This window comes from Vibrio sp. 397 (assembly GCF_033339395.1).
Classification (GTDB): domain Bacteria; phylum Pseudomonadota; class Gammaproteobacteria; order Enterobacterales; family Vibrionaceae; genus Vibrio; species Vibrio alginolyticus.
In genome coordinates this window covers 387,485-407,382 of the sequence record NZ_JAWOUN010000003.1, presented here as the reverse complement: position 1 = coordinate 407,382, position 19,898 = coordinate 387,485, and the positions used below count along the sequence as shown (strand labels likewise).

Below are 19,898 nucleotides of genomic sequence, written 5' to 3'. Positions count from 1 at the left end.
CAAATAGTAAGTAATAATTTGCAGCCAGAGTTATGCTGGCTGCCCGAATTATCCCGAGGGGGCGATTGTGTCTAACGGCGAACTGCCAAAAGACGCAGATGGGTTACAACTCAACTTTTGTAAAACATTGGCGTGTGACAACTTTGGATTGAGTGATGCAAAGCGTTACGTTCTGCAACATGCGAACCCTAAGCGTCCGGCGATGGTATGCCGTGAATGTGGAGCTTTCCCCCCCTTACTTAATAATCGCGATGTCGTGAACGAACTTCATCGCCTGCGGCACGTCCACAGTGACGGGTTGCCTGCTTGCCGTAATGATGATTGCAACAACTTTGGACTTTCTGTCCACACTCACAAACACCTCTATCACGCTTTCGGTTACAGTGGCGATCGCCAACGTTACCGCTGTAAAGTGTGTCAAAGTACCTTTGTCGACAAGTGGTCTGGTGCCAACAAGAAGCTTCAATTTCAAGAGAACTTGATGGGCTTGTTGTTTACGGGATATTCAGTACGAGAAATCTGCCGCAAGCTTAGTATTAACCCAAAAACCTTTTACGATCATGTTGACCATATAGCTAGCCGCTGCCGCCGTAAGCTGGCAACCATTGATGCGCGCTGGGTAAACCACGCAACGCATTATGAATTGGCCTCAAACTATATTGCATTGCAACCGAACAGCAATAACGGTGTGTATTGGATTGTTTCTGGCGAAGCGCATTCTGGCTATATTCTTTGCCAGCACGTCAATTATTCCGCTGATGAAGAGCCAATCGCAACGCTCGATCATAACCCTTACGATGAGGTGTCTCGTTTTGTTTCCCAGGAGTACGTAGCGGAAGCAAGTGAGCCGCTTGCGGAACCTTCTCATCACCTCAGAGAGCGAATTGACCAAAAATACCAAACAATTTTGGCTCGCGGTAACGTAGAAGACCCTCTTGGTAATCTATCTGTATTTCATTACCCTTCAAAAGGGGCATTAGTCCGTCCACCATACACCTCATATGCACACTATTTGCACGTACTTGATATGTGCTGCCCAAACAAACGTGTATCTCTATACATGCCTCAAGATCCCCTACTACGTTCAGCTGCACTGAGCGTTTGTTTACCTCGTATTAAAGAGAAAAGTGTCGACTTGATGTACGTAGAAGAGGACGCTAGTTGGGACATGAGCACTCCCTTTGGCAAAGTCGATATCGCCTATATGAGTTGGTGGCGCGATCGTTGGGCAATCTCTAGTCAAAACGAAAACCACAAAGGCATTTGCTACCTCGCTGGCGATCAAAATGAGCCCGAAAAATGGTTTAACGTTGCGACAACTCGTCATGTGAAGTTTTATCAAAACCGCTTTCAGATTCTTTTCGAAAGCTTCATTAACGAGCCACGTCGCAAATTACGACCTGCTGGTATTTTACCTCTTTTAGATATATTCAGAGCTTGGCATAATTTGTGCTATCAGGATAAACAAGGTCTTACCGCTGCACAAAGGTTAGAAGTCTCTGATGCACCTTTGACAATCAAACAGCTCCTATCGTAGCTATTCTATTGGTAATTTAGATGTAGTAATTAGGGGTTGTAACGGTATACATTACGGCCCCTGATCGTTTACCAAAACGTTATCCGCATCGCTTTGGTAAAGAAACATGCATCTAACCACTTAATATTAGGTGTGATTTCCAGTTCGATAGTCATGGATGTGAACGTTGGATAAAAACCAAATTCAGCTAGAAGATGATCTCACTAAGCTTAAAGGCCAAATAAAATCGGCCCCTAAACATACCTTTAATATTGCGCAGCAATATCGTATCCGCGCGGAACAAATTTTATTTGTGGACGGAGAGATCAAAGCCTTACTCATCATGGCGCAATGCTGTTGGTGCCTAATGGATTACCGACAAGGCTTAAAACTCGTCAAAGACGCTTACAGCAAACAAACACAGCTTGAAACCGACGATCATCTCCCGGAAATTCTCCATCTTTTTGCACTCCAATATTGGGGCCAAGCAAAGTATTATTCCGCGCAACAATATTGGATTAATGCGCTCGAACAATCTGCTCTTGTTGATGATGTTGAAATTCAAATCGAATCTCTAATTGGGCTTGGTAATGTATGGCGCATCACTAATGAACACCAACTTGCCGCTTCAACTCATGAGTTAGCCGTTAAAGTGGCAAACAATGTTCGTATTGCTCGGTTAGAAGGCAAAGCGCGCATCCTATTAGCTTGGGACTATTACTTACTAAATAAGTTTGTCGAGATGCTTACGGTACTGGATGGAGCAACCGAAGTATTAAAAGATCATGATGATAGTACGTGGCAAGCCGAGATCTGGGACTTTAAAGGGTTAGCACTGCTTGGACTAGAACGCCTTGATGCGGCCGAAGAAGCCACCCAAAAAGCCCACCAGCTTGCCATTGAGCATGACCTCGTTTGGATGAAAGCACACTCTTTTATTAGCCGAGCAAGACTTGAGCTTTTGCGCCAAAATACAGACAGCGCTGCCAAGTTGCTACTTGCAGCAGAAGAGTCTGCACTCAGTTTCGACCACGGTGAGCTACTCAGCCAAATTTGCTTCCAACAATCACGAGTCGCTGAAGAACAAGGTGACTTTGAGTCTGCGTTTAACGCGTTCAAGAAATACCGTAAGCACGCACTCAAAATGCTCAAAGAACAAACTCATCGAATCAGCATGGATAAAGCAAGAGGCTCTAAACGCCAACTAGAGCAGCGAGCACGTAAGCTGATCAATCATATTCGCTCTCAACACGAATACGACCCTGAAAAACAGTTCTCTAATGTCGTTTCTGAGACCTACTGGTGGGAACAGTTAGTTTTGTTTAAAACGGAGCTCAAACGCTCTAACCACGCCATCATTATGATTCAGCATTCAAACCCCGAAGTTCTCGATGTTTGTACCGAGCTCGTTCATGCATTGACAACCTCCAGCGACCTCATCTCGAGAATTTCCAGTAACAGGCTAGCAATGTTAATTGCAGAAAAAGGTCAAGCAGCAGAAGAGGTCTACCGCACTGTCCAAGCGATGTTAGACATCTATCCATGGAAGCGACGCGGAATCAAAGGCCCGAAACCGATACTGTATTTGCAAGATATCCTGACCTTCCCATTCACGTTAGAACAGCTCGAAGAAAGTTATATTGAGGTAATGAAGAATGGAACAACTGCTTAGCAAGGTGACTGACGCAGGTATCGATCCTTCTTCCGTTTCAGGTGAAGAAGCGATTACGCTATGGGAACACATAGGGTTACATATTGCGTCAACAAACCGTGAGAAAGCGCATTGCTATATCATTAGCGCCGAGTATCGAAGAGAGATCAAACAGCTCAACGACAGCATTAGTGAATTGAAACAAGCCCTTGAGTTGCTTGTTTTACCAGAAGATGTGGAAGATATTCTTTCTGTGAAAGCAAGCTTGAGTGAGCGTTTAGTTGAATTAGGTGACTACAATGCGGCATTAACCGAGTATGTTGCTTCAACCAATATCGCCGTCGAGTACGGCTATATTGATGAGTACGTATTGGCCATTATTGGAATGGGTAATTTGTGCGATGCCTATGGGGATCACCAACGTGCATTACGTTATTATCAAAAAATAGATGCTATCGATCACGCTATTGGCAGTCGATCCCTACGCCTTCGTTACAAGCTGTACATGCTTGCATGTTATATCAGCTTAAACCGTACCGCAGACGCCAAAGAGTTGCTGAGTGAATGTGAAGAACTGAGCATTCTCGTCAGTGATAAAAACCTCGCCGCGCAAATTCACCTCTACCGAGCCAAATTACATCGTCTGCAAGAAGACTACCCCAATGCGTTGCTGGCTATTTCGAATGTTCAGTATACAACGGGTAGTGCCACTACATACTGGTTATCCACGATGGTCAAAATTGAGACTGCGTATTGTCTAAACGGTGTAGGGCACACTTCTTTAGCTAATTTAACGTTGGACTCCATCAGTAAAAGGATTCAAAAGCAGCTATCTCCTATCGTTACTCAGCATTTTTATAACGCGATGAGTCAAGTTTACGCCTCTCAAGGGTTGTATCAAGAAGCATTAAATTGTGAAAAAAAAGCGCATAGAATCGAATCTGATCTTGTAAAACATATTCCGATCGGTGAGTTAGGGTCTGCTCAACTACGCCGACTTTCACGCTTTGAGTTACAACTCAAACTCATTTTGTCAGAGCTAGAAAACAAAGAACTAAAAGAAACCACCAAGCAGCATAAAAATACTGTTGCTCAGCTACAGCAGGACGTCTTTACCGATCCACTTACGTCTTTACACAACCGACGCTGGTTAGAAGTTAAACTAAAAGATCTACTTCTGCACGATACTGCATTTGCATTGATGGTCATCGATATCGATCACTTCAAATCCATCAATGACGAACTAAGCCACTTGGTGGGCGACAAAGCGATCAAAAGTGTGTCACAGGAACTGGCGTCCTACTTCAGATTTAAAGGCGCATCGTGCGTACGATTTGGTGGTGAAGAGTTCCTCGTGATCCTTGAGAATACCCAACTGGAACGCGCAGAAATGCATGCCGAGAATTATCGTGAACGGATTTATCAATATGGTTGGGACGATATTCTTGGTGAACGGGGGCTGACCGTATCCATAGGGATTACCTTGCATCGAGAAGGCGAGAATACTCAGCGAACTTTTTATCGTGCAGACAAAGCTCTTTATCGCGCCAAAGCCAATGGCAGAAACCAAGTCTGTACCGAACTTTAAACCATGCCCCGGTTGACATCTGGGGCTTTGTTATACTTTTTACTTATCCTTCCTCTATCACTTCACTGTTTGTTTAAATAAGTACTCAGCAACACCTTAACTGCCAATAAACATCAGTGGATACTTACATCGCATAAACATAATTCCTACATAAAAACCGCTTGATTCATCTGTAGTTAAGACAAATACTTAAATTGTTAATTTACGTAGATTTTCCATTTCGCAATAAGCACAGGTAGGTAAGATGTTTCTAGACTATTTTGCACTTGGGTTACTCATCTTCGTTGCTTTAGTGATCTTTTACGGAATCATTGTCATTCATGATATTCCATATGAAATCGCCAAAGAGAGAGAGCACCCGCACCAAGACGCAATTCACTACGCTGGCTGGGTCAGCCTTTTCACTTTGCATGCGCTGTGGCCATTTTTATGGATCTGGGCAACATTATGGCGCAAGGAACGCGGCTGGGGTTTTAAACAACTAGAACAAGAAACACACGACATTCATCACCGCCTTGAAGAACTCATCGATGAAGTCAACGAACTCAAAAACGAAGTATCGATGTTGAAACAACAAAAGATTCAGCAAAAGCCTTTGCCTGAACAAAGTAAAGAGGACGAATAATGGACTTATTGCTGATTCTGACTTACGCAGCTCTTTGTATTGCCATTTTTAAAATTTTCAATATTCCTCTAAACAAATGGACCGTTCCAACCGCCGTACTTGGCGGCGTAGTGTTAGTGGGCACACTCGTGCTGCTTATGAACTACAACCACCCATTTACTCAATTGGGTAACCAAGTGTTCCCGACTACGCCTATCGTCTCTGGCGTGCGTGGCCGCGTGGTGGAAGTGCCAGTCCAGGCCAACCAACCGCTCAAAACGGGCGATATTCTTTTCAAAATCGATCCTGTGCCTTTTGAAGCAGAAGTTGCTCGCCTGGAAGCGAAAGTCAAAGAAGCAAGCCAAGGTGCGTTGGGCTTAGAGTCGGATCTAAGAGAGGCAGAAGCTGCTGTATTGAAAGCGCAAGCGGACAGAGATAAAGCACAAAGGGAATTCAGCCGATATCAAAGGGGCTTTGATCGTGGCGCGTTTACTGAACAAGATTTGGATACTCGACGCCAAGCGTATAAAGCGGCAGAAGCCATGTTAGACGTTGCGATTTTGCAACAAGAACAAGCGCAAATCGCTCTGGACTCTGAAATCGGAGGCGAAAATACCCAAGTCGCGCAACTTCTTGCCGAGCTGCGTAAAGCAGAGTTTAACCTAGAGCAAACCGTCGTTCGTGCGCCAACCGATGGTTACGTTACGCAATTGGCTTTGCGTCCTGGTGTTATGGCTGTGCCGTTGCCACTTGCCCCGGCAATGACCTTCGTACATACCGAAGACATTACGTACACCGCGGCATTCAGACAGAACTCATTACAACGCTTGAAGCCAGGCTTTGAAGCAGAATTTATGTTCCGCGCAATTCCGGGCAAAGTGTTCCGTGGCGAAGTCATTGACGTGATTCCAGCCATTGGTGAAAGCCAAATTCAAGCGCGAGGCGCTCTGCTTGGGACTGATGCCTTGCGCACGAGCGGACGTGTTTTTGCGAAGCTGAAAATTACCGACGACTTGAGTGGATACCACCTACCAATGGGTACTGCGGTTGAAGTTGCAGTTTATTCAGACAGCTTTACTCACGTATCAGTGATGCGCAAAGTTCTTATTCGTATGAAGAGCTGGCAGAACTATTTATACCTCGACCATTAATGAACATATAGCGCATTCATTTATCGGTAAAAATAACATCAAACAGTGTAATCAGGGGCTGACGATCAGCCCCTGATTCATTCTAGCCATCCAGATAGATAGCATTCCCACTTTTATTAATATTCTGTATAATGCGCGCCTTATTTTTAATGCTTGCTAAAACCAAAGCCAGTCAAAGGGATGCGTGAATCAAATCACACATTTCCTGAAGAAAAATAGAGCAAACAATAAGCAGCTTGGTTGTTTTGAATATATGTTACACAATCAAATAACTAACGCTTTCCGACAAAACAATTAAACGTTCTTTAAAATCGACTATTGAACTGAGGTTATCTATGAATCTTTCCGCTAAAACTGTTGTGGTTATTGCAATCGGTGCTGCTCTTTACGGTATCGGCGGCTTACCTATGTTTGGCATCCCTGTGTTTGCAAACACAACGCTAAAACCAGCAATGGCAGTATTAGCATTGTTCTCAGTACTATTTGGACCACTTGTTGGCTTCTTGGTTGGTTTTATTGGTCACTGGGTTACTGACCTATTTGCAGGTTGGGGCGTATGGCTCACTTGGGTACTTGGTTCAGGTATTGTTGGTTTGATTATCGGTCTATTCCCTTCTCTAACGCGCTACCGTTTGGAGAAAGGTGATTTCAATATGAAAGACTTCGCGTTATTCGTAGTACTTGCGCTATTAGGCAACGTATTTGGTTACGGTTGCTCTGCATTCCTCGACACGATTTTATACGCAGAACCGTTCACTAAAGTGTTTACCCAGCTTTCTATTATCGCGATCGGTAACACCATTCTTATTGCTATTGTTGGCTTCTTCATTCTTAAATCTGTCGCTAAACGTAACAAGCAAAGCCGTAACTTAACAGAGGCTTAATGTCGAATGACAATCGAATTTTCTAACTTCTCTTTTAGATATGAGTCGCTGGACAAACCGACGCTAAAAAATATCAATCTAAGGATAGAGAAAGGAGAGAAAATCGTCATTATCGGTCCAAGTGGTAGTGGTAAATCTACCCTTGGGCAATGTCTTAACGGACTGATCCCACACGCAATCAAAGGGGAAACCAGTGGAACATTGACCATCAATGGTCAAGACACCGCCCCTTTCGACATGCACCAATACACTGAGCAAGTTGGCACCGTACTGCAAGATACGGACAGCCAATTTGTCGGTTTGAGCATTGGCGAAGACATTGCATTTGCGCTGGAGAACCAGCTAACTTCAAATATCGACATGTACCCATTGGTCAAAGCCACGGCCAAAATGGTCGACTTGGAACAGATGCTAGAACGCTCACCCCACGATTTATCTGGCGGGCAGAAACAGCGTGTTTCTTTGGCGGGCATTCTCGTCGATGATGTCGATATCCTTTTGTTTGATGAACCACTAGCTGCGCTTGACCCTAAAACGGGAAAAAAAACCATCGAGATCATCGATGATCTACACCGCGAAACGGGCAAAACCATCGTAATCATTGAGCATCGTCTTGAAGACGTTCTGCATCGCTCAGTTGACCGTATTATCTTGATGGAAAGCGGCGAAATCATTGCCGATACAACGCCAGATGAAATTTTAGCGTCGCCTCTGCTAGAAGATTACGGCATCCGCGAACCGCTTTATATTTCAGCACTGAAAGAAGCAGGCTGCGCGATTGAGGACGATGCAAAACCTTCTAGTTTAACTACCTTACCGTTGGAGCAATATAAACCGGCAGTACAAGCATGGTTTGATGGTTCAACAGCACAACCACCTAAAACGCCAGCCGAGACTTTGTTTGAAGTCCGTGGCCTCACCTATTCTTACGACGGTGAGAAAAACGCGTTAGAAGACGTGAGTTTTGACATCAAGCGTGGCGAGTTTGTCTCTGTACTTGGTAAAAATGGCTCGGGTAAATCGACCATCACCAAACTGATTATGGGCGTTATTGAAGCGGATAGCGGCTCAATGAGTATGAATGGTCAAGATCTTAACGAACTGACCATCTTCGAGCGCAGCCAGAAAGTGGGCGTGGTGATGCAAAACCCGAATCACATGATTTCCCATCACATGATTTTCGACGAAGTGGCCTTCGGCCTCCGTAATCGTGGCGTTGAAGAGAAACAAATCGAAGCTAAAGTACTTGAAGTCCTTGAGCTGTGCGGTTTGAGCAAATACCGTCACTGGCCAATCGAAGCATTGAGTTATGGCCAGAAAAAGCGCGTAACCATTGCGTCAATTTTGGTATTGGAACCAGAGCTTCTGATCCTTGATGAACCGACGGCAGGTCAGGACTATCGAAACTACACGTCTATGCTGAGTTTCATCGAAAAGCTCAATCGCGAGTTGGGCGTAACCGTGATGATCATCTCTCATGACATGCATTTAGTGCTGGAATACACCACGCGCTCTATCGTGATTGCAGACAGTAAATTAGTCGCGGATGCACCAATGACGCAGGTATTCAGCAGTCCAGAGCTACTAGACCAAGCAAACCTCACCACAACAAGTCTGTTTGAGTTGGCTACAAAAGTTGGCATCGAAGACACCAATGGCTTTATGCAGCACTTTATCAATGTAGAAAAAGCGCACCGCCAACAAAAAAGCGACGACGTAAACCAACTAGAGAAAGCGGTGGCATGAAAGACAATAAGATGAAGTTTGGTATCAACTACATCGATACCCAATCACCACTTCATAAGTTGAATGGCATTACTAAGTTCTTGCTTTTCATTGCTTGGGTAACGGTGGTGTTGACCACATTTGACTTGCGAATCATCGCGCTGTTGATCGTGCTTGGTTTAGGCTTACTGAAAATGACCAAAGTGCCCTTTCATGTCTACAAACCGCTGTTATTCGGTACTGGCACGGTATTACTGATCAATGCCCTGTTTATGTTCGCGTTAGCACCGCAACAAGGTACTGAGTTCATGAGCTCATCAACGGTTTTACTCTCGTTACCCGGTAATTACTCGCTCACTCAAGAGACATTGTTTTACCTAGTAACAGTGACGTTGAAGTACTTCAGCATGTTCCCAATCGCGTTGGTGTTTGTATTTACCACTCATCCGACAGAGTTTTCAGCCAGCTTGAACCGTTTAGGTGTGCCTTACAAAATCGCCTATGCTGTGAGCTTAACGCTGCGCTACTTGCCGGAAGTGAAAAAGGACTTTGTTAACATCATGCACGCGCAACAAGCACGCGGAGTAGAACTGAGTAAGAAGGCTCCGTTGCTCACTCGTATGAAGAACGTGGTGAAGATTCTTGGCCCTCTGATTTTCTCTAGTTTGGACAGAGCCGATCAAATCTCAAACGCGATGACGCTACGTGGTTTTGGCCGCCACTCCTCTCGCACTTGGTACAGCTTAAAACCACTGACCAAAGCCGATATGATCTGCATGGCGGTAATTGCGGTGATAGTGATTGCTGCGATAAGCAAGCGTGTGATGGACACACAACTGTTCTGGTATCCGTTTTAAATTCTGAAGCTTCAAACTGAACATAACGTGGTTAGTGTTGTGACCACGTTATCTTCCGTCTTTCCCCTCGATAACTCGCCTGTTGGCTTCTTGCTTGCAAGTATTCAAAAGAAGCGGTAATTTCAGCGGCTCGCTGATGTGCCAGAAAGTTGCTTATTCAAACGACCAACATGAACTAAACTCATCAGTTTTATCAGGGGCTTAATGATCAACTGCGCACTGCCTACAATGAAAAGCCAAGTACCACTTTCAATCAACGAATCATTCAAAAAGAAAAAGCTACCAATTAAAAACCAAATAGCAATGAGTAGGTCGTTTGCAGCACCTAACGCCTCATAGCGGCGCTGAATAACGATGTGACGGCTTCCTAGATCTAAATCCAACTCTCTGCCATGTATCTGCACTGTATAGCTCCCCTCTTATTGTTTCGCGTCAGTTATGCCCAAGTTATTTCGAAATACTTAGTTCTAAACCCTAACGGACGTGGCATGCATTGACAACCATTGGAGGGATTATCTATTTGCAATAAAAAGAAAAGGGCGCATAAGCACCCTTTTTAGCGAGTCTAATTACAGGTATTCGCTTTAATGATTAGATAGTGAGTACCAACTTAACTCCACTTCAACAAGCGAGTTTCGTTGCCTTCTTCCGGCTTCGCTGGAATATTGAGTGACAACAGCAAGCTCACTGCTGCCATACCAGCGCCGATGTAAAATACGCTCGCAGGTGAAACAAGCCAGATGACACCAAACGTAACAGGTATTACAACTGCAGCAATATGGTTAATCGTAAACGCAACGCCTGCGGTCGACGCCATATCGGCAGGATCGGCAATTTTCTGGAAGTAGGTTTTAATCGCAAGCGCTAACGCGAAAAATAGATGATCGACAACATACAATGCTGCCGCCCACTCTGCCGTTTGCACCAAACCGTACCCGACGAACACGAAGATCAAACCGACGTATTCAAACATCAACGCTTTGCGCTCACCAACAACGCCGATAAAACGGCCTATTCGCTTCGCAAACAAGAAGTTAAAGACATAGTTAATCAGGAACAACAACGTAATATCTGCGGCGGAGTAACCAAACTTCTCTACCATCAAGAAACCAGCGAACACCGTAAAAATTTGACGGCGTGCTCCACTCATAAACGTAAGCGCATAGTATAACCAGTAACGTTTACGCAGGATGAGCTTCTTGTTCTGAGGCACTTTTGTCTTAAATTGTGGGAAGGCAAATGCCATCACCAAAATGAGCACAAAACCTAAACCACCAGCCATTAAATAGACCGTTTTAAAATCAAGTTTGAGCTGTTCGAGCGAAACCCAAATGGCGCCGTAGGTAAACAGAGAAGCCAAAGCTCCAACAGAAATAAACTTACCCAGCATTTCTGGCGCTTCTTCTTTAGATAGCCATTGTAAAGACAAAGACTGCTTGAGTGTTTCAAAGTAATGGAAGCCGGTGGACATTAACAAGGTTGTAAAAAGTAGACCGTACAAAGTGGGAAAATAACCTGTTAATGCCGTACCAAGCGTAAGCATCGCCAAAGAGACGAGCATAAAGCGTTGCTCTCGGATAAACAGCAATACAAACACGGCGGTAAAGGCCAAAAAACCCGGAATTTCGCGCACACTTTGCAATAGGCCTATGTCAGCACCATCAAAGTTTGCTTTCTCGATAACAAAGTTGTTCAACAACGCCATCCAGGTAGAAAAAGCAATGGGCACGATAATGGAAATTAACAGGAGGAAATTTTGCGGCGTTCTCCAGCCGTGCGATGAGGTAGTCATGATGTTTCCTTTAAATATGAAGGCATCATCATAGCTTTAAATGTAACAAATTCGCAATATCATTATTATTTTCAACCCAGAGCAAGCTGATATGGCTGAGGAATATTGTTATGAAGATAAACATCGCACTCAATTCCTTGGCTAAGCGCGATGTTCAAGTATCAAGAGAACTAAAGCATGAGTAAATGTGCTCAGTGGCTTAATCAATGACTTTTACTGATAGGCGATTTTTAAATTCAAACACATGTTCTGGACACACATCCAAACAACGGCCACAGCTAATGCAGTTTTGATCCATAACTCGACGATCTCCCTCTTTCAAAGGCTGCCGAAGCACTTCTGGTTCTGGGCAAACGTAAAAGCAATCCATGCATTTGGTGCAACCTTCGCGGCGAACAGCAGTAACGCGCAACAGGCTTTTTCGGCCTATCACGCCATAGGTAGCCCCCAGTGGACATAAGTGCCCACACCACCCATGCTCAACCAAGAGTAAATCCAACACGAACACCAGGGCGATCAACACCCAACCTGCGCCCATACCAAACGCCAACCCGCGATGCAGTGCCGCCACTGGATCTAACCATGTCCAAAGAATTGCGCCAGACAGCGCACTGCCCAACATCAAAACAGGGATCAGCCAATAACGAATCACGGGAGACCAACGATAGCTCGCTTTAATGTTGAGCTTTCGACGCAACCACGCCGCCAAGTCTGTCACGATGTTCAACGGGCACACCCAAGCACAAAATGCGCGCGGCGCCAAAATCGCGTAAAACACCACGACAATCACTACGCCTAACAACGCATTAAACTCCGGAACATGCCCTGTCGCCAAAGCTTGAAGCACAATTAACGGGTCACTTAACGGCACGGTATCGAGCAACATACTTGATGACAGATTACCAGTTAGAATTCCCAGCGTCGGCCCAGCCATAAATAGCGCAATGATGGTGAACTGACATAGCCGACGTAAAATCAAAAACCGATGCGCGCGCCACCAACCAAGCTTTTCAAGCGCTTCTTTGCCAGCATTTTGAGCTAAATTCTTTGCCATTACTTACCTCCTTTTAGCGATTCAAGCGCACCTTCCGGCACAGGCGTCTCACTAGGGAGGATATTTTCGAGTGGTTTGTCGATCTCTTTCCAACCAAAATTGTAGTGGCTGCCCACTTTGCCTTTCGCCAAATCCGTCGGGACAACTTTAATAGCAGCGACATCCAACACGCACGCTTGTTCACACTTACCACATCCGGTACACACTTCAGAATTCACTGTAGGGATAAGTTTGGCGTGATAGCCGGTTCGGTCGTTGTGAACCATCTCTAACGTGATGGCTTCATCAATCAGCGGACAAACGCGATAACAAACATCGCATCGTAACCCTTGCCAGTTAAGGCAAGTTTCATGGTCAATAAGAACCGCTGTACCCATTCGAGCATCATCAATATCGGTTAGTTTCGGATCCAGCGCCCCACTCGGGCAAGCCACCACACAAGGAATGTCTTCGCACATTTCGCAGGGAATATCGCGCGCAGTAAAGTAAGGAGAGCCAGTCGCGACGGGTGAAAGTAATGTCGCAAGTTTCAGGGTATCGTAAGGGCATGCCTGAACACACAAGCCACATCGAATACAAGCTGATTCGAAATCGCCTTCCGGCAATGCACCTGGCGGACGAATAGGCACACCTTTGGTTTCTCGAGCTTGGCTTTGTAGCGATTGTAAGCCCAATACACACGCAGCTGCGCCAACACCAGCCGCAGTCCGAGCTGTATCACGCAAAAATCGGCGCCGACTTTGCGATATTTTAGACTGAGAGGATTTCATGCTATTTCCTCAACAAAACTCCCTTATCAAGTTAAGCATAAATAGCCCTAAACGTGTCGTTTCCCTATACCTCATAGGAGGTAACCCCATCCTCTATTGATTCAAGTCAACTGACGCACAGTGCCGTCGTCACAGTTTGACTAAATGCGTTTATTTACTGCGACATGAAATTCACCACGATACTCTGCAGTACGCGCCATTCTCAGTACAATAATTCAACACCTTTGCAATCTACTCGCTCAATTCGATGATAAATCACTACTAAAAATTCAAAAAAATGACATCATAACAAGCTAATTTAAAAGGCATTTATCCATTAAACATAAGAAAACACTATCCAAATAAGAAAACTGTGGTTAGATTAAAAATTAAAACTAAAAAGCGAAGGAGAGAGACATGGAAATTATCGTACGTCCAACGACCGTCGAAGACGCAGCAGCACTCGTAGAAATCTATTCACAACCAAAAGCACAACGTGAAACCCTGCAACTCCCAAAGCCTTCGCTCGCGATGTGGGTGGAAAGATTGTCAAACATACCTGATGGTGTTTATAGCTATGTCGCTGAAATAGATGGTAAAGTCGTCGGAAATATTGGCTTTCATCACTCTCTACGTCCAAGAACAATGCACACGGCATCGTTTGGCATCGGAGTACATGATAGTTTCCACGGACTCGGTATTGGTAGCAAACTGATAGAAACAGTCACTGAACTAGCAGATAACTGGTTAAATGTGAGAAGAATTCAAATAGAGGTCAATGCCGATAACGACGCCGCCATTGGGCTTTATAAAAAGCATGGATTTAAAATTGAGGGTGAAGCGATTGACGGTTCCTTCCGTGATGGTGAATTCATCAATACCTATTACATGGCGCGCATCAGACCAGGCCAAAGATAAAACAAAGCCTCCTACTAATTGGAGGCTTTTCTTTTTAAACTTCGACTCACTTTCGTAAGTAAGCCAACGCTCTGCGAGTCAATGCTTCTGTGTAGGGATTGATCTTCCAGTGGTCGGGACTCCAACCTTTCACAAATCGCTGAAAGTCTGCCCAAGCCACAGCAAACAAAGGACGCCATTCACGCTCGACTTCATTAGGGTCAAGATTCGGTTGATAGCCCATTAGCGCGTGTTGCAACTGAGCAAAATACGTATCCAAAACCCAAACTTCCATCTCTGCACAACGTTCTGGCTTAACGGCACTACTCATAAACAGTGCCACATCTTTCATGGCACACCCACATCCAACGTATTGAAAGTCAACCGCAGCAACGTTTGATTCTTCTTCATCAAAACAGAAGTTCGCCAATTTGGCATCACCGTGTACTAGTGTTTTAAACTTAGCTTGCGAAAGCGTTTGATCAATCAATTGAGCCGCATTTTGTAGCTCAGTGTCTTGCAATGCTTCAAGCTCGTCGGGTCTGGTTGCTAAGTGCCAGTATGTACCGATATGCCACAACTTATCAGAACGAACATTGATGTATCGCGCATGAAAGTTCGCCAACCAAGTGAGGCAGGCTTGTAGATGCTTTAGCTGTGCATCTGTGATGACTTTTGGAAAGCCCACCTCGGCGAGATCTTCCATCACAATGAGCCATTCATTCTCCGATTGGAACGTTTTTAGACCTTGTGGTACTCGGCAGCGAGTATCCACCTCTCCGGAAAAATACTCATACCAATTCACTTCCACCTGATAAGAGTGCAACTTTCTTTGATGAGAACGGTCCGTATTCCAGCCTCTAGGATGCTCTGAAGGCTTAGGGAGTTTTACATGCTTAATGATCACCGAACGAGTAGAATAAGTAACTCGGACTAACTCCCCATAGCCTCCCCATAGCGATTGTATGACTTCTACAGAGCGGTAATTACCGAGATTGAGTTCCTGGCCAATATTTTGGTAGCATTGGTGGTTGTTACTCATCATGTGAGCAGATGTGACCACGTTTGGTTCTTCTCCATATAGTGAATAACATATGGGCAAACTGGTTTGATTTGATAACCGAGTGACTCAATTTCTGGCAACACCGCTTCCATCATCACTTTTCCGTACCCCTTACCTCGCAGTGCTTCAGGAACAACCGTTGATGTAATGTGCATGACATCACCCTTAAGCTGATAAATCACCTTGGCTTTATAACCCTGCTCTAAATCAACCCAGAATGTACTATTCGTGGTCTCATGAGTTACTTTATGCATATCTTGCTCTCTAATTTTTGTTACAGATTGATTGAATCAAACTATATCACTGAATAAAATCGATACCATGCGAGAGTGCTGCTTCGCCTCACGCGATTACCTTCTTACATCAGGTACGACAATTATAATGAGAAATATGAGCCCAATTGCCAGAGACGGCAAGCTACCTCTGCAAAGCAAGAAGGCACCAGAACGTCAGGCAAGTACATTAAATAGCACCGATGCAATGGCAATGGTCGAACATGGCAGTGAAGTGAGCTTAAACGTCACCACCCCCGTTGGTACAAAGTTTATTACAACCAGCACATTTGTTGGCTGTCACTCAAATAATACTGCATTGATAGAGGTTCCGAACATCTCCGATGAAGACTTGAAGTTCTATTTTCAAGAAGGCTTTTGGATCAATGTAAAAGCCTACTCTCATCGAGGTGAAGGGGCCGTTATCCCATTTCGGGCCCAATTACAGCATCGACTAGGCGATCCGTACCCAATTTTGGTGCTAGACCTACCCAACACTATGCAGGTCTTTCAGCTTCGCAAAGAAGTGCGTTACGAAGTAAATTTGAGAGCGCGTGTTTGTTTAGAAGCCTATCGAACTGAATGCGAAATAAGAGATTTATCTCGTAGTGGCTGTCGTTTTGTAACATCACCAATGAGCCGACCACTTCAGGTTGGTGACCACGTTTCATTGGATCTAACGATGCCCGGAGAAAGTCGTATGCTAGCGCCGTTGCGAGGTCGTATTTGTAATTTACAAAAATCAACGCACTATGCTCGCTACGGAATGGAGTTTGATGAGGTTGGTAAAAACAACGCTAAAAACCTCCTCAGTCACCTCAAATTTGATGGTACTAAGCTCACACTAAAAAGATAGATTTGATAACCCCTATCGCTTATCAAGAAGCTTTGAAGTGCTAGAAAACAAGAAACCCCTTACTTTTCAGTAAGGGGTTTTATTTACTAAGAATAAGGCAGTGTCTTAGATAAGAGTCATGACTTAAAAGTCGTAACGTAGACCTAGCGCTAGCTCATCTTTTTCATCAGCGCCTTCGTTATCCATTAGATCGAAGTTGTATGATGCGTAGCCACGGAAGTTAGGCTTGAAGTAGTAAGTTACATCAACAGCTAGGTTTTCTACAGTATCTGCGTCTTCTAGTTCACCTTTGTTGAACGTAGAAGTGAATACAGTTTGACCCATAGTGTAAGCAGCGGCTAGTTCGTAGCCTTTGTAATCAAGAGTCTTGCCTGCAACATCCATATCCGCGCCAGTGTAGTTACCAGCGAAGTAGAAGTCACCTACAGAGTATGCAGCTACCAGCATGAACTCATCGCTGTCGTTTTGATCTGCGTAACCAGCACCTAGTTCAAAACCAGTGTTAGCAAACGCGTAAACACCAGATAGAGAGAAGCCATCTTCCTCGTTGTCTGTAAAGCCTTGTGCATCTGTTGTGCGATCAGCAAAACGGTAGCTAGCGCGTACAGCTAGTTGCTCGAATTGGCCTTTGTAAGACAGCATGTTATCTGTACGGTCAGAAACAGGCAGTTTAAGTGCTGCTGTGTTACCGTGGTAAGCCATAATGTCAGTAAAGTCAGTAAGAACCACTAGTGCGCCGTCGTTTTTACCGTAAGTTACTTCACCGTATTTGCCACCCAGACCTGCATAAGCGTAACGAGTTTCAAGATCACTATCGTTATCTACAGCACCTTCTTCTTTTGTTTTGAACTCACCTTCCCAAAAACCAACACCGTATAGGTTTTCATTGATTTCCTGTTTGCCTAGGAAGTTAAGACGGATGCGAGTACGGTCTTCTGCCTTACCATCCATCATAGAAAGACGCGCTTCAGCGCGGCCGCCCATCTCAAGAGAAGTGCCATCTTGGTTGTATAGTTCTGAAGCGACAACTTGAGATCCTGATGCCATTAGCGCCACTGCTACAGCTAAAGTTTTTAATTTCATTTTTATTTTCCATATCATTGTTTTATATGTGCTTTCTCACCAGAAAAACAGGACTTTTCTGTACCAACGAGAAAACTGGCGGCATAGTAGCAGCTGTTATTTTTCACGCAACGTGTTGAATAAACAGCGCTTATAGAAGAAAACACCACTTAAAATGACGATATGAATACCTCTCAACCATCAAGTTATCGGTTGAGTTAAAAAAAATGTTCGCGTCAAAAAAAAAATTGACGAAAAAAATGTAAAAACAATATCACAAAACGTGATATTGCCCGCAAAAAAAATCTTGTTAACTGACTGTTTTAGATAGACTTATTGATAATAAATCCGATTGTTACAAACAAAAAAATCCCTGAGCATTCACTCAGGGATTTAGAGATTTGATAAGTAGATGATGAATTAAAGCTTAAAGAAACTTAATTGCTCTTTCTGCTTCTCTGCAAGTAAAGAAAGCTCAGTACTCGCACTTGCACTCTGGCTGATGCCCGCTACGTTTTGGTTTACAAGCTCCGACATGTTAACCACGTTGCGATTGATATCTTGAGTAACTTGAGACTGCTCTTCGGCTGCGGTTGCTACTTGCGTGTTTGAATCGTTGATGTTGGCGACCGACTCGGTAATTCCAACCAACGCCTCATTCGCTTGTTGCGTCAGCTCGTTGTTGCGGCTAAGCATATCAAGGCTGACTTGCATACTGTCATTCGCAAGCCCAGACTGCGCTTGAAGCTCTTCAATGATCGTTTGGATCTCTTGTGTCGAGTCTTGAGTACGCGCTGCTAGCATGCGTACTTCATCAGCTACTACCGCAAAACCACGACCAGACTCACCAGCTCGCGCCGCTTCAATCGCAGCATTCAATGCTAGCAAGTTGGTCTGCTCAGATACGCCGCGAATCACTTCAATAACATCGTTGATCTGTACAGATTGCTCTTTTAGACGCAAAACAACTTGCGCTGCATCGTTCAATGCTTGAGACATTTGCGCACTTGCTTCCGCACTTTCTTGGAAGATAGCCAAACCTGATTGAGCAAGTCCATCAGCTTCACGCGCGGTTGCGTCAGCAGAGGTCGCGTTATCACTCACATTATTCGCAGTGCTTGCAAGCTCGTTAACCGCAGATGCAACTTGCTCGATCTCCACCAACTCTTGTTGAGCGTTCGCTTCCGCTTGCGTCATTACTGCAGCTAATTCGGTCGATGCAGATGCAACTTCCTCACTAATACGGGTTAACTGGTCCACAGTGTTGTATAACTGCTCTGCGGTTTGGTTTACATCTTTGCTCAGCTTAGAGATCTCATTGTCCCCATCGACATCTGCACGTACTGATAGATTACCCATTGCTAACTGACGCATCACTTCTTGCAGCTTTTGGATTGGTGTAACAATCATGCCAGATAGGAACCAAGCGCCTATCAATGAGAAAGCAAATACCGCTAAAACCGTCAACATAGCGTTATTTTGCACACGTTCATTTTGCTGATGACTTCTGATAGTAGATTGTTCAGCTTGCTCGTTTACATGCTTTGATAGCGTGTTAATTTGTTGGACCATTTCTCGGCCAACATTGCGATACTCTTTGACAAATGCACGGTACTCGCTATCCGATTTCAAACCTTGATCGTATTGGTTGAAGAAATCAACTGAGCGCTCTGAATATCGCACATAGGATTCAATTGCTTGGCGAACTTTAACGGCATCGTCACGGAATAGGTTTCGGGCTTCAATTGCGCTTAAATCGGCATCAACTTGCTTTAAGCCTTCTTTCAATTCGGTTAGAAAATTCTCACGACGAGAAGCATCGTAAATAGCGTAAACCGCGCTTATGCGCAGAGGGTAAATTTGGTCGTCAATACTCGCCAATGTGTCTTTGTGAAAAACCAAAGATTCTTGGTTGGAAGCAATAACACCTTGCTCTGCTTGAAGATTGTTTTTAGTAATCCAAAGAGCAATAAACAAAACAATCGCGGTAAATAATACCGGAACCAAAATTTGCGTTCGTACTGACAAATTTTTCAGTGATAACTGCATGACAGGGCCTCAGTTGTATGCGTGATGTCTATATCCAAACAAACTCGAGCAGTGCCTATAACAACGTTACTTTTCGGCAGTTTGAATATCTATGCTTCCTTGCGACGGGATAAATCCCAGACGAATAA

18 protein-coding genes are annotated in these 19,898 nt (G+C 44.5%); 10 read left to right on the top strand and 8 right to left on the bottom strand.

All coding sequences use genetic code 11. From position 1 onward, the window contains the following. Positions 1–67 precede the first annotated feature (67 nt). The 8 genes from R7P36_RS07295 (at position 68) to R7P36_RS07260 (ending at position 9,976) form a co-directional block, all read left to right on the top strand. Positions 68–1,537 carry an IS1 family transposase gene (locus R7P36_RS07295; RefSeq protein ID WP_206959044.1) on the top strand — a complete coding sequence of 490 codons (1,470 nt, stop codon included), beginning with the start codon at positions 68–70 and terminating at the stop codon, positions 1,535–1,537. Between the two features lie 166 nt (positions 1,538–1,703). Next, on the top strand, positions 1,704–3,188 hold the full coding sequence (locus R7P36_RS07290) for a hypothetical protein (protein ID WP_213899106.1): 1,485 nt from the start codon (positions 1,704–1,706) through the stop codon (positions 3,186–3,188). Next, a complete protein-coding gene (locus R7P36_RS07285) occupies positions 3,172–4,755 on the top strand; it encodes a GGDEF domain-containing protein (protein WP_115386795.1) in 1,584 nt (527 codons plus the stop codon). The genes R7P36_RS07290 and R7P36_RS07285 overlap by 17 nt, the downstream gene beginning before the upstream one ends. Positions 4,756–4,999: 244 nt before the next feature. Beyond that, complete coding sequence (locus tag R7P36_RS07280; RefSeq protein ID WP_005375135.1) at positions 5,000–5,380, top strand: DUF3302 domain-containing protein; 381 nt, start codon at positions 5,000–5,002, stop codon at positions 5,378–5,380. Beyond that, the gene (locus tag R7P36_RS07275; protein ID WP_005375134.1) at positions 5,380–6,510 is read left to right on the top strand and encodes an HlyD family secretion protein; all 1,131 of its coding nucleotides are present in this window, start codon (positions 5,380–5,382) and stop codon (positions 6,508–6,510) included. The genes R7P36_RS07280 and R7P36_RS07275 overlap by 1 nt, the downstream gene beginning before the upstream one ends. A gap of 335 nt (positions 6,511–6,845) precedes the next feature. Continuing rightward, positions 6,846–7,394: an ECF-type riboflavin transporter substrate-binding protein gene (locus tag R7P36_RS07270; RefSeq protein WP_005375133.1), complete on the top strand. Its 549-nt coding sequence runs from the start codon at positions 6,846–6,848 to the stop codon at positions 7,392–7,394. A 6-nt stretch (positions 7,395–7,400) separates the two neighbouring features. After that, positions 7,401–9,140: an ABC transporter ATP-binding protein gene (locus R7P36_RS07265; RefSeq protein ID WP_149191632.1), complete on the top strand. Its 1,740-nt coding sequence runs from the start codon at positions 7,401–7,403 to the stop codon at positions 9,138–9,140. Next, positions 9,137–9,976 carry an energy-coupling factor transporter transmembrane component T family protein gene (locus tag R7P36_RS07260; protein ID WP_213899105.1) on the top strand — a complete coding sequence of 280 codons (840 nt, stop codon included), beginning with the start codon at positions 9,137–9,139 and terminating at the stop codon, positions 9,974–9,976. The genes R7P36_RS07265 and R7P36_RS07260 overlap by 4 nt, the downstream gene beginning before the upstream one ends. A 122-nt stretch (positions 9,977–10,098) precedes the next feature. Here the strand turns inward: R7P36_RS07260 and R7P36_RS07255 are convergent, their stop codons facing one another. From R7P36_RS07255 to napG, 4 genes are all read right to left on the bottom strand, one after another. Beyond that, a complete protein-coding gene (locus R7P36_RS07255) occupies positions 10,099–10,380 on the bottom strand; it encodes a YrhK family protein (RefSeq protein ID WP_025768568.1) in 282 nt (93 codons plus the stop codon). A gap of 206 nt (positions 10,381–10,586) precedes the next feature. Beyond that, entirely contained in the window at positions 10,587–11,768 is a 1,182-nt protein-coding gene (locus R7P36_RS07250) for an MFS transporter (RefSeq protein ID WP_005375129.1), read from the bottom strand. 199 nt (positions 11,769–11,967) lie between these two features. Further along, positions 11,968–12,822: a quinol dehydrogenase ferredoxin subunit NapH gene (gene napH / locus R7P36_RS07245; RefSeq protein ID WP_318122083.1), complete on the bottom strand. Its 855-nt coding sequence runs from the start codon at positions 12,820–12,822 to the stop codon at positions 11,968–11,970. Then, a complete protein-coding gene (gene napG / locus R7P36_RS07240; RefSeq protein ID WP_005383947.1) occupies positions 12,822–13,592 on the bottom strand; it encodes a ferredoxin-type protein NapG in 771 nt (256 codons plus the stop codon). Before napG ends, napH begins: the two co-directional genes overlap by 1 nt. A 396-nt stretch (positions 13,593–13,988) precedes the next feature. On the opposite strand from napG, the gene R7P36_RS07235 reads away from it, so the two are divergent. After that, positions 13,989–14,489: a GNAT family N-acetyltransferase gene (locus R7P36_RS07235; RefSeq protein ID WP_149191636.1), complete on the top strand. Its 501-nt coding sequence runs from the start codon at positions 13,989–13,991 to the stop codon at positions 14,487–14,489. Positions 14,490–14,535: 46 nt separating this feature from the next. Here the strand turns inward: R7P36_RS07235 and R7P36_RS07230 are convergent, their stop codons facing one another. Further along, complete coding sequence (locus tag R7P36_RS07230; RefSeq protein ID WP_176311648.1) at positions 14,536–15,513, bottom strand: phosphotransferase; 978 nt, start codon at positions 15,511–15,513, stop codon at positions 14,536–14,538. Then, complete coding sequence (locus R7P36_RS07225; protein ID WP_213899104.1) at positions 15,510–15,785, bottom strand: GNAT family N-acetyltransferase; 276 nt, start codon at positions 15,783–15,785, stop codon at positions 15,510–15,512. The genes R7P36_RS07230 and R7P36_RS07225 overlap by 4 nt, the downstream gene beginning before the upstream one ends. Before the next feature lie 127 nt (positions 15,786–15,912). Between R7P36_RS07225 and R7P36_RS07220 the strand changes: the two genes are divergently transcribed. After that, positions 15,913–16,659 (top strand): flagellar brake protein, encoded by a 747-nt coding sequence (locus tag R7P36_RS07220; protein ID WP_042521645.1) that lies wholly within the window; start codon positions 15,913–15,915, stop codon positions 16,657–16,659. A 123-nt stretch (positions 16,660–16,782) separates the two neighbouring features. Here the strand turns inward: R7P36_RS07220 and R7P36_RS07215 are convergent, their stop codons facing one another. Both R7P36_RS07215 and R7P36_RS07210 read right to left on the bottom strand, forming a co-directional pair. Then, positions 16,783–17,742, bottom strand: a complete 960-nt coding sequence (locus R7P36_RS07215; RefSeq protein WP_053350045.1) for a porin — start codon at positions 17,740–17,742, stop codon at positions 16,783–16,785. A gap of 399 nt (positions 17,743–18,141) precedes the next feature. Then, on the bottom strand, positions 18,142–19,770 hold the full coding sequence (locus R7P36_RS07210; protein WP_213899103.1) for a methyl-accepting chemotaxis protein: 1,629 nt from the start codon (positions 19,768–19,770) through the stop codon (positions 18,142–18,144). Positions 19,771–19,898 lie beyond the last annotated feature (128 nt).

What these genes read in the sequence shown, in the direction of transcription:
- R7P36_RS07285 (WP_115386795.1), top strand. Translation starts at nt 3,172, where the DNA reads ATGGAACAACTGCTTAGCAAGGTGACTGACGCAGGTATCGATCCTTCT.
- R7P36_RS07280 (WP_005375135.1), top strand. Translation starts at nt 5,000, where the DNA reads ATGTTTCTAGACTATTTTGCACTTGGGTTACTCATCTTCGTTGCTTTA.
- R7P36_RS07275 (WP_005375134.1), top strand. Translation starts at nt 5,380, where the DNA reads ATGGACTTATTGCTGATTCTGACTTACGCAGCTCTTTGTATTGCCATT.
- R7P36_RS07270 (WP_005375133.1), top strand. Translation starts at nt 6,846, where the DNA reads ATGAATCTTTCCGCTAAAACTGTTGTGGTTATTGCAATCGGTGCTGCT.
- R7P36_RS07265 (WP_149191632.1), top strand. Translation starts at nt 7,401, where the DNA reads ATGACAATCGAATTTTCTAACTTCTCTTTTAGATATGAGTCGCTGGAC.
- R7P36_RS07260 (WP_213899105.1), top strand. Translation starts at nt 9,137, where the DNA reads ATGAAAGACAATAAGATGAAGTTTGGTATCAACTACATCGATACCCAA.
- R7P36_RS07250 (WP_005375129.1), bottom strand. Translation starts at nt 11,768, where the DNA reads ATGACTACCTCATCGCACGGCTGGAGAACGCCGCAAAATTTCCTCCTG.
- napH (WP_318122083.1), bottom strand. Translation starts at nt 12,822, where the DNA reads ATGGCAAAGAATTTAGCTCAAAATGCTGGCAAAGAAGCGCTTGAAAAG.
- napG (WP_005383947.1), bottom strand. Translation starts at nt 13,592, where the DNA reads ATGAAATCCTCTCAGTCTAAAATATCGCAAAGTCGGCGCCGATTTTTG.
- R7P36_RS07235 (WP_149191636.1), top strand. Translation starts at nt 13,989, where the DNA reads ATGGAAATTATCGTACGTCCAACGACCGTCGAAGACGCAGCAGCACTC.
- R7P36_RS07230 (WP_176311648.1), bottom strand. Translation starts at nt 15,513, where the DNA reads ATGATGAGTAACAACCACCAATGCTACCAAAATATTGGCCAGGAACTC.
- R7P36_RS07225 (WP_213899104.1), bottom strand. Translation starts at nt 15,785, where the DNA reads ATGCATAAAGTAACTCATGAGACCACGAATAGTACATTCTGGGTTGAT.
- R7P36_RS07220 (WP_042521645.1), top strand. Translation starts at nt 15,913, where the DNA reads ATGAGAAATATGAGCCCAATTGCCAGAGACGGCAAGCTACCTCTGCAA.
- R7P36_RS07215 (WP_053350045.1), bottom strand. Translation starts at nt 17,742, where the DNA reads ATGAAATTAAAAACTTTAGCTGTAGCAGTGGCGCTAATGGCATCAGGA.
- R7P36_RS07210 (WP_213899103.1), bottom strand. Translation starts at nt 19,770, where the DNA reads ATGCAGTTATCACTGAAAAATTTGTCAGTACGAACGCAAATTTTGGTT.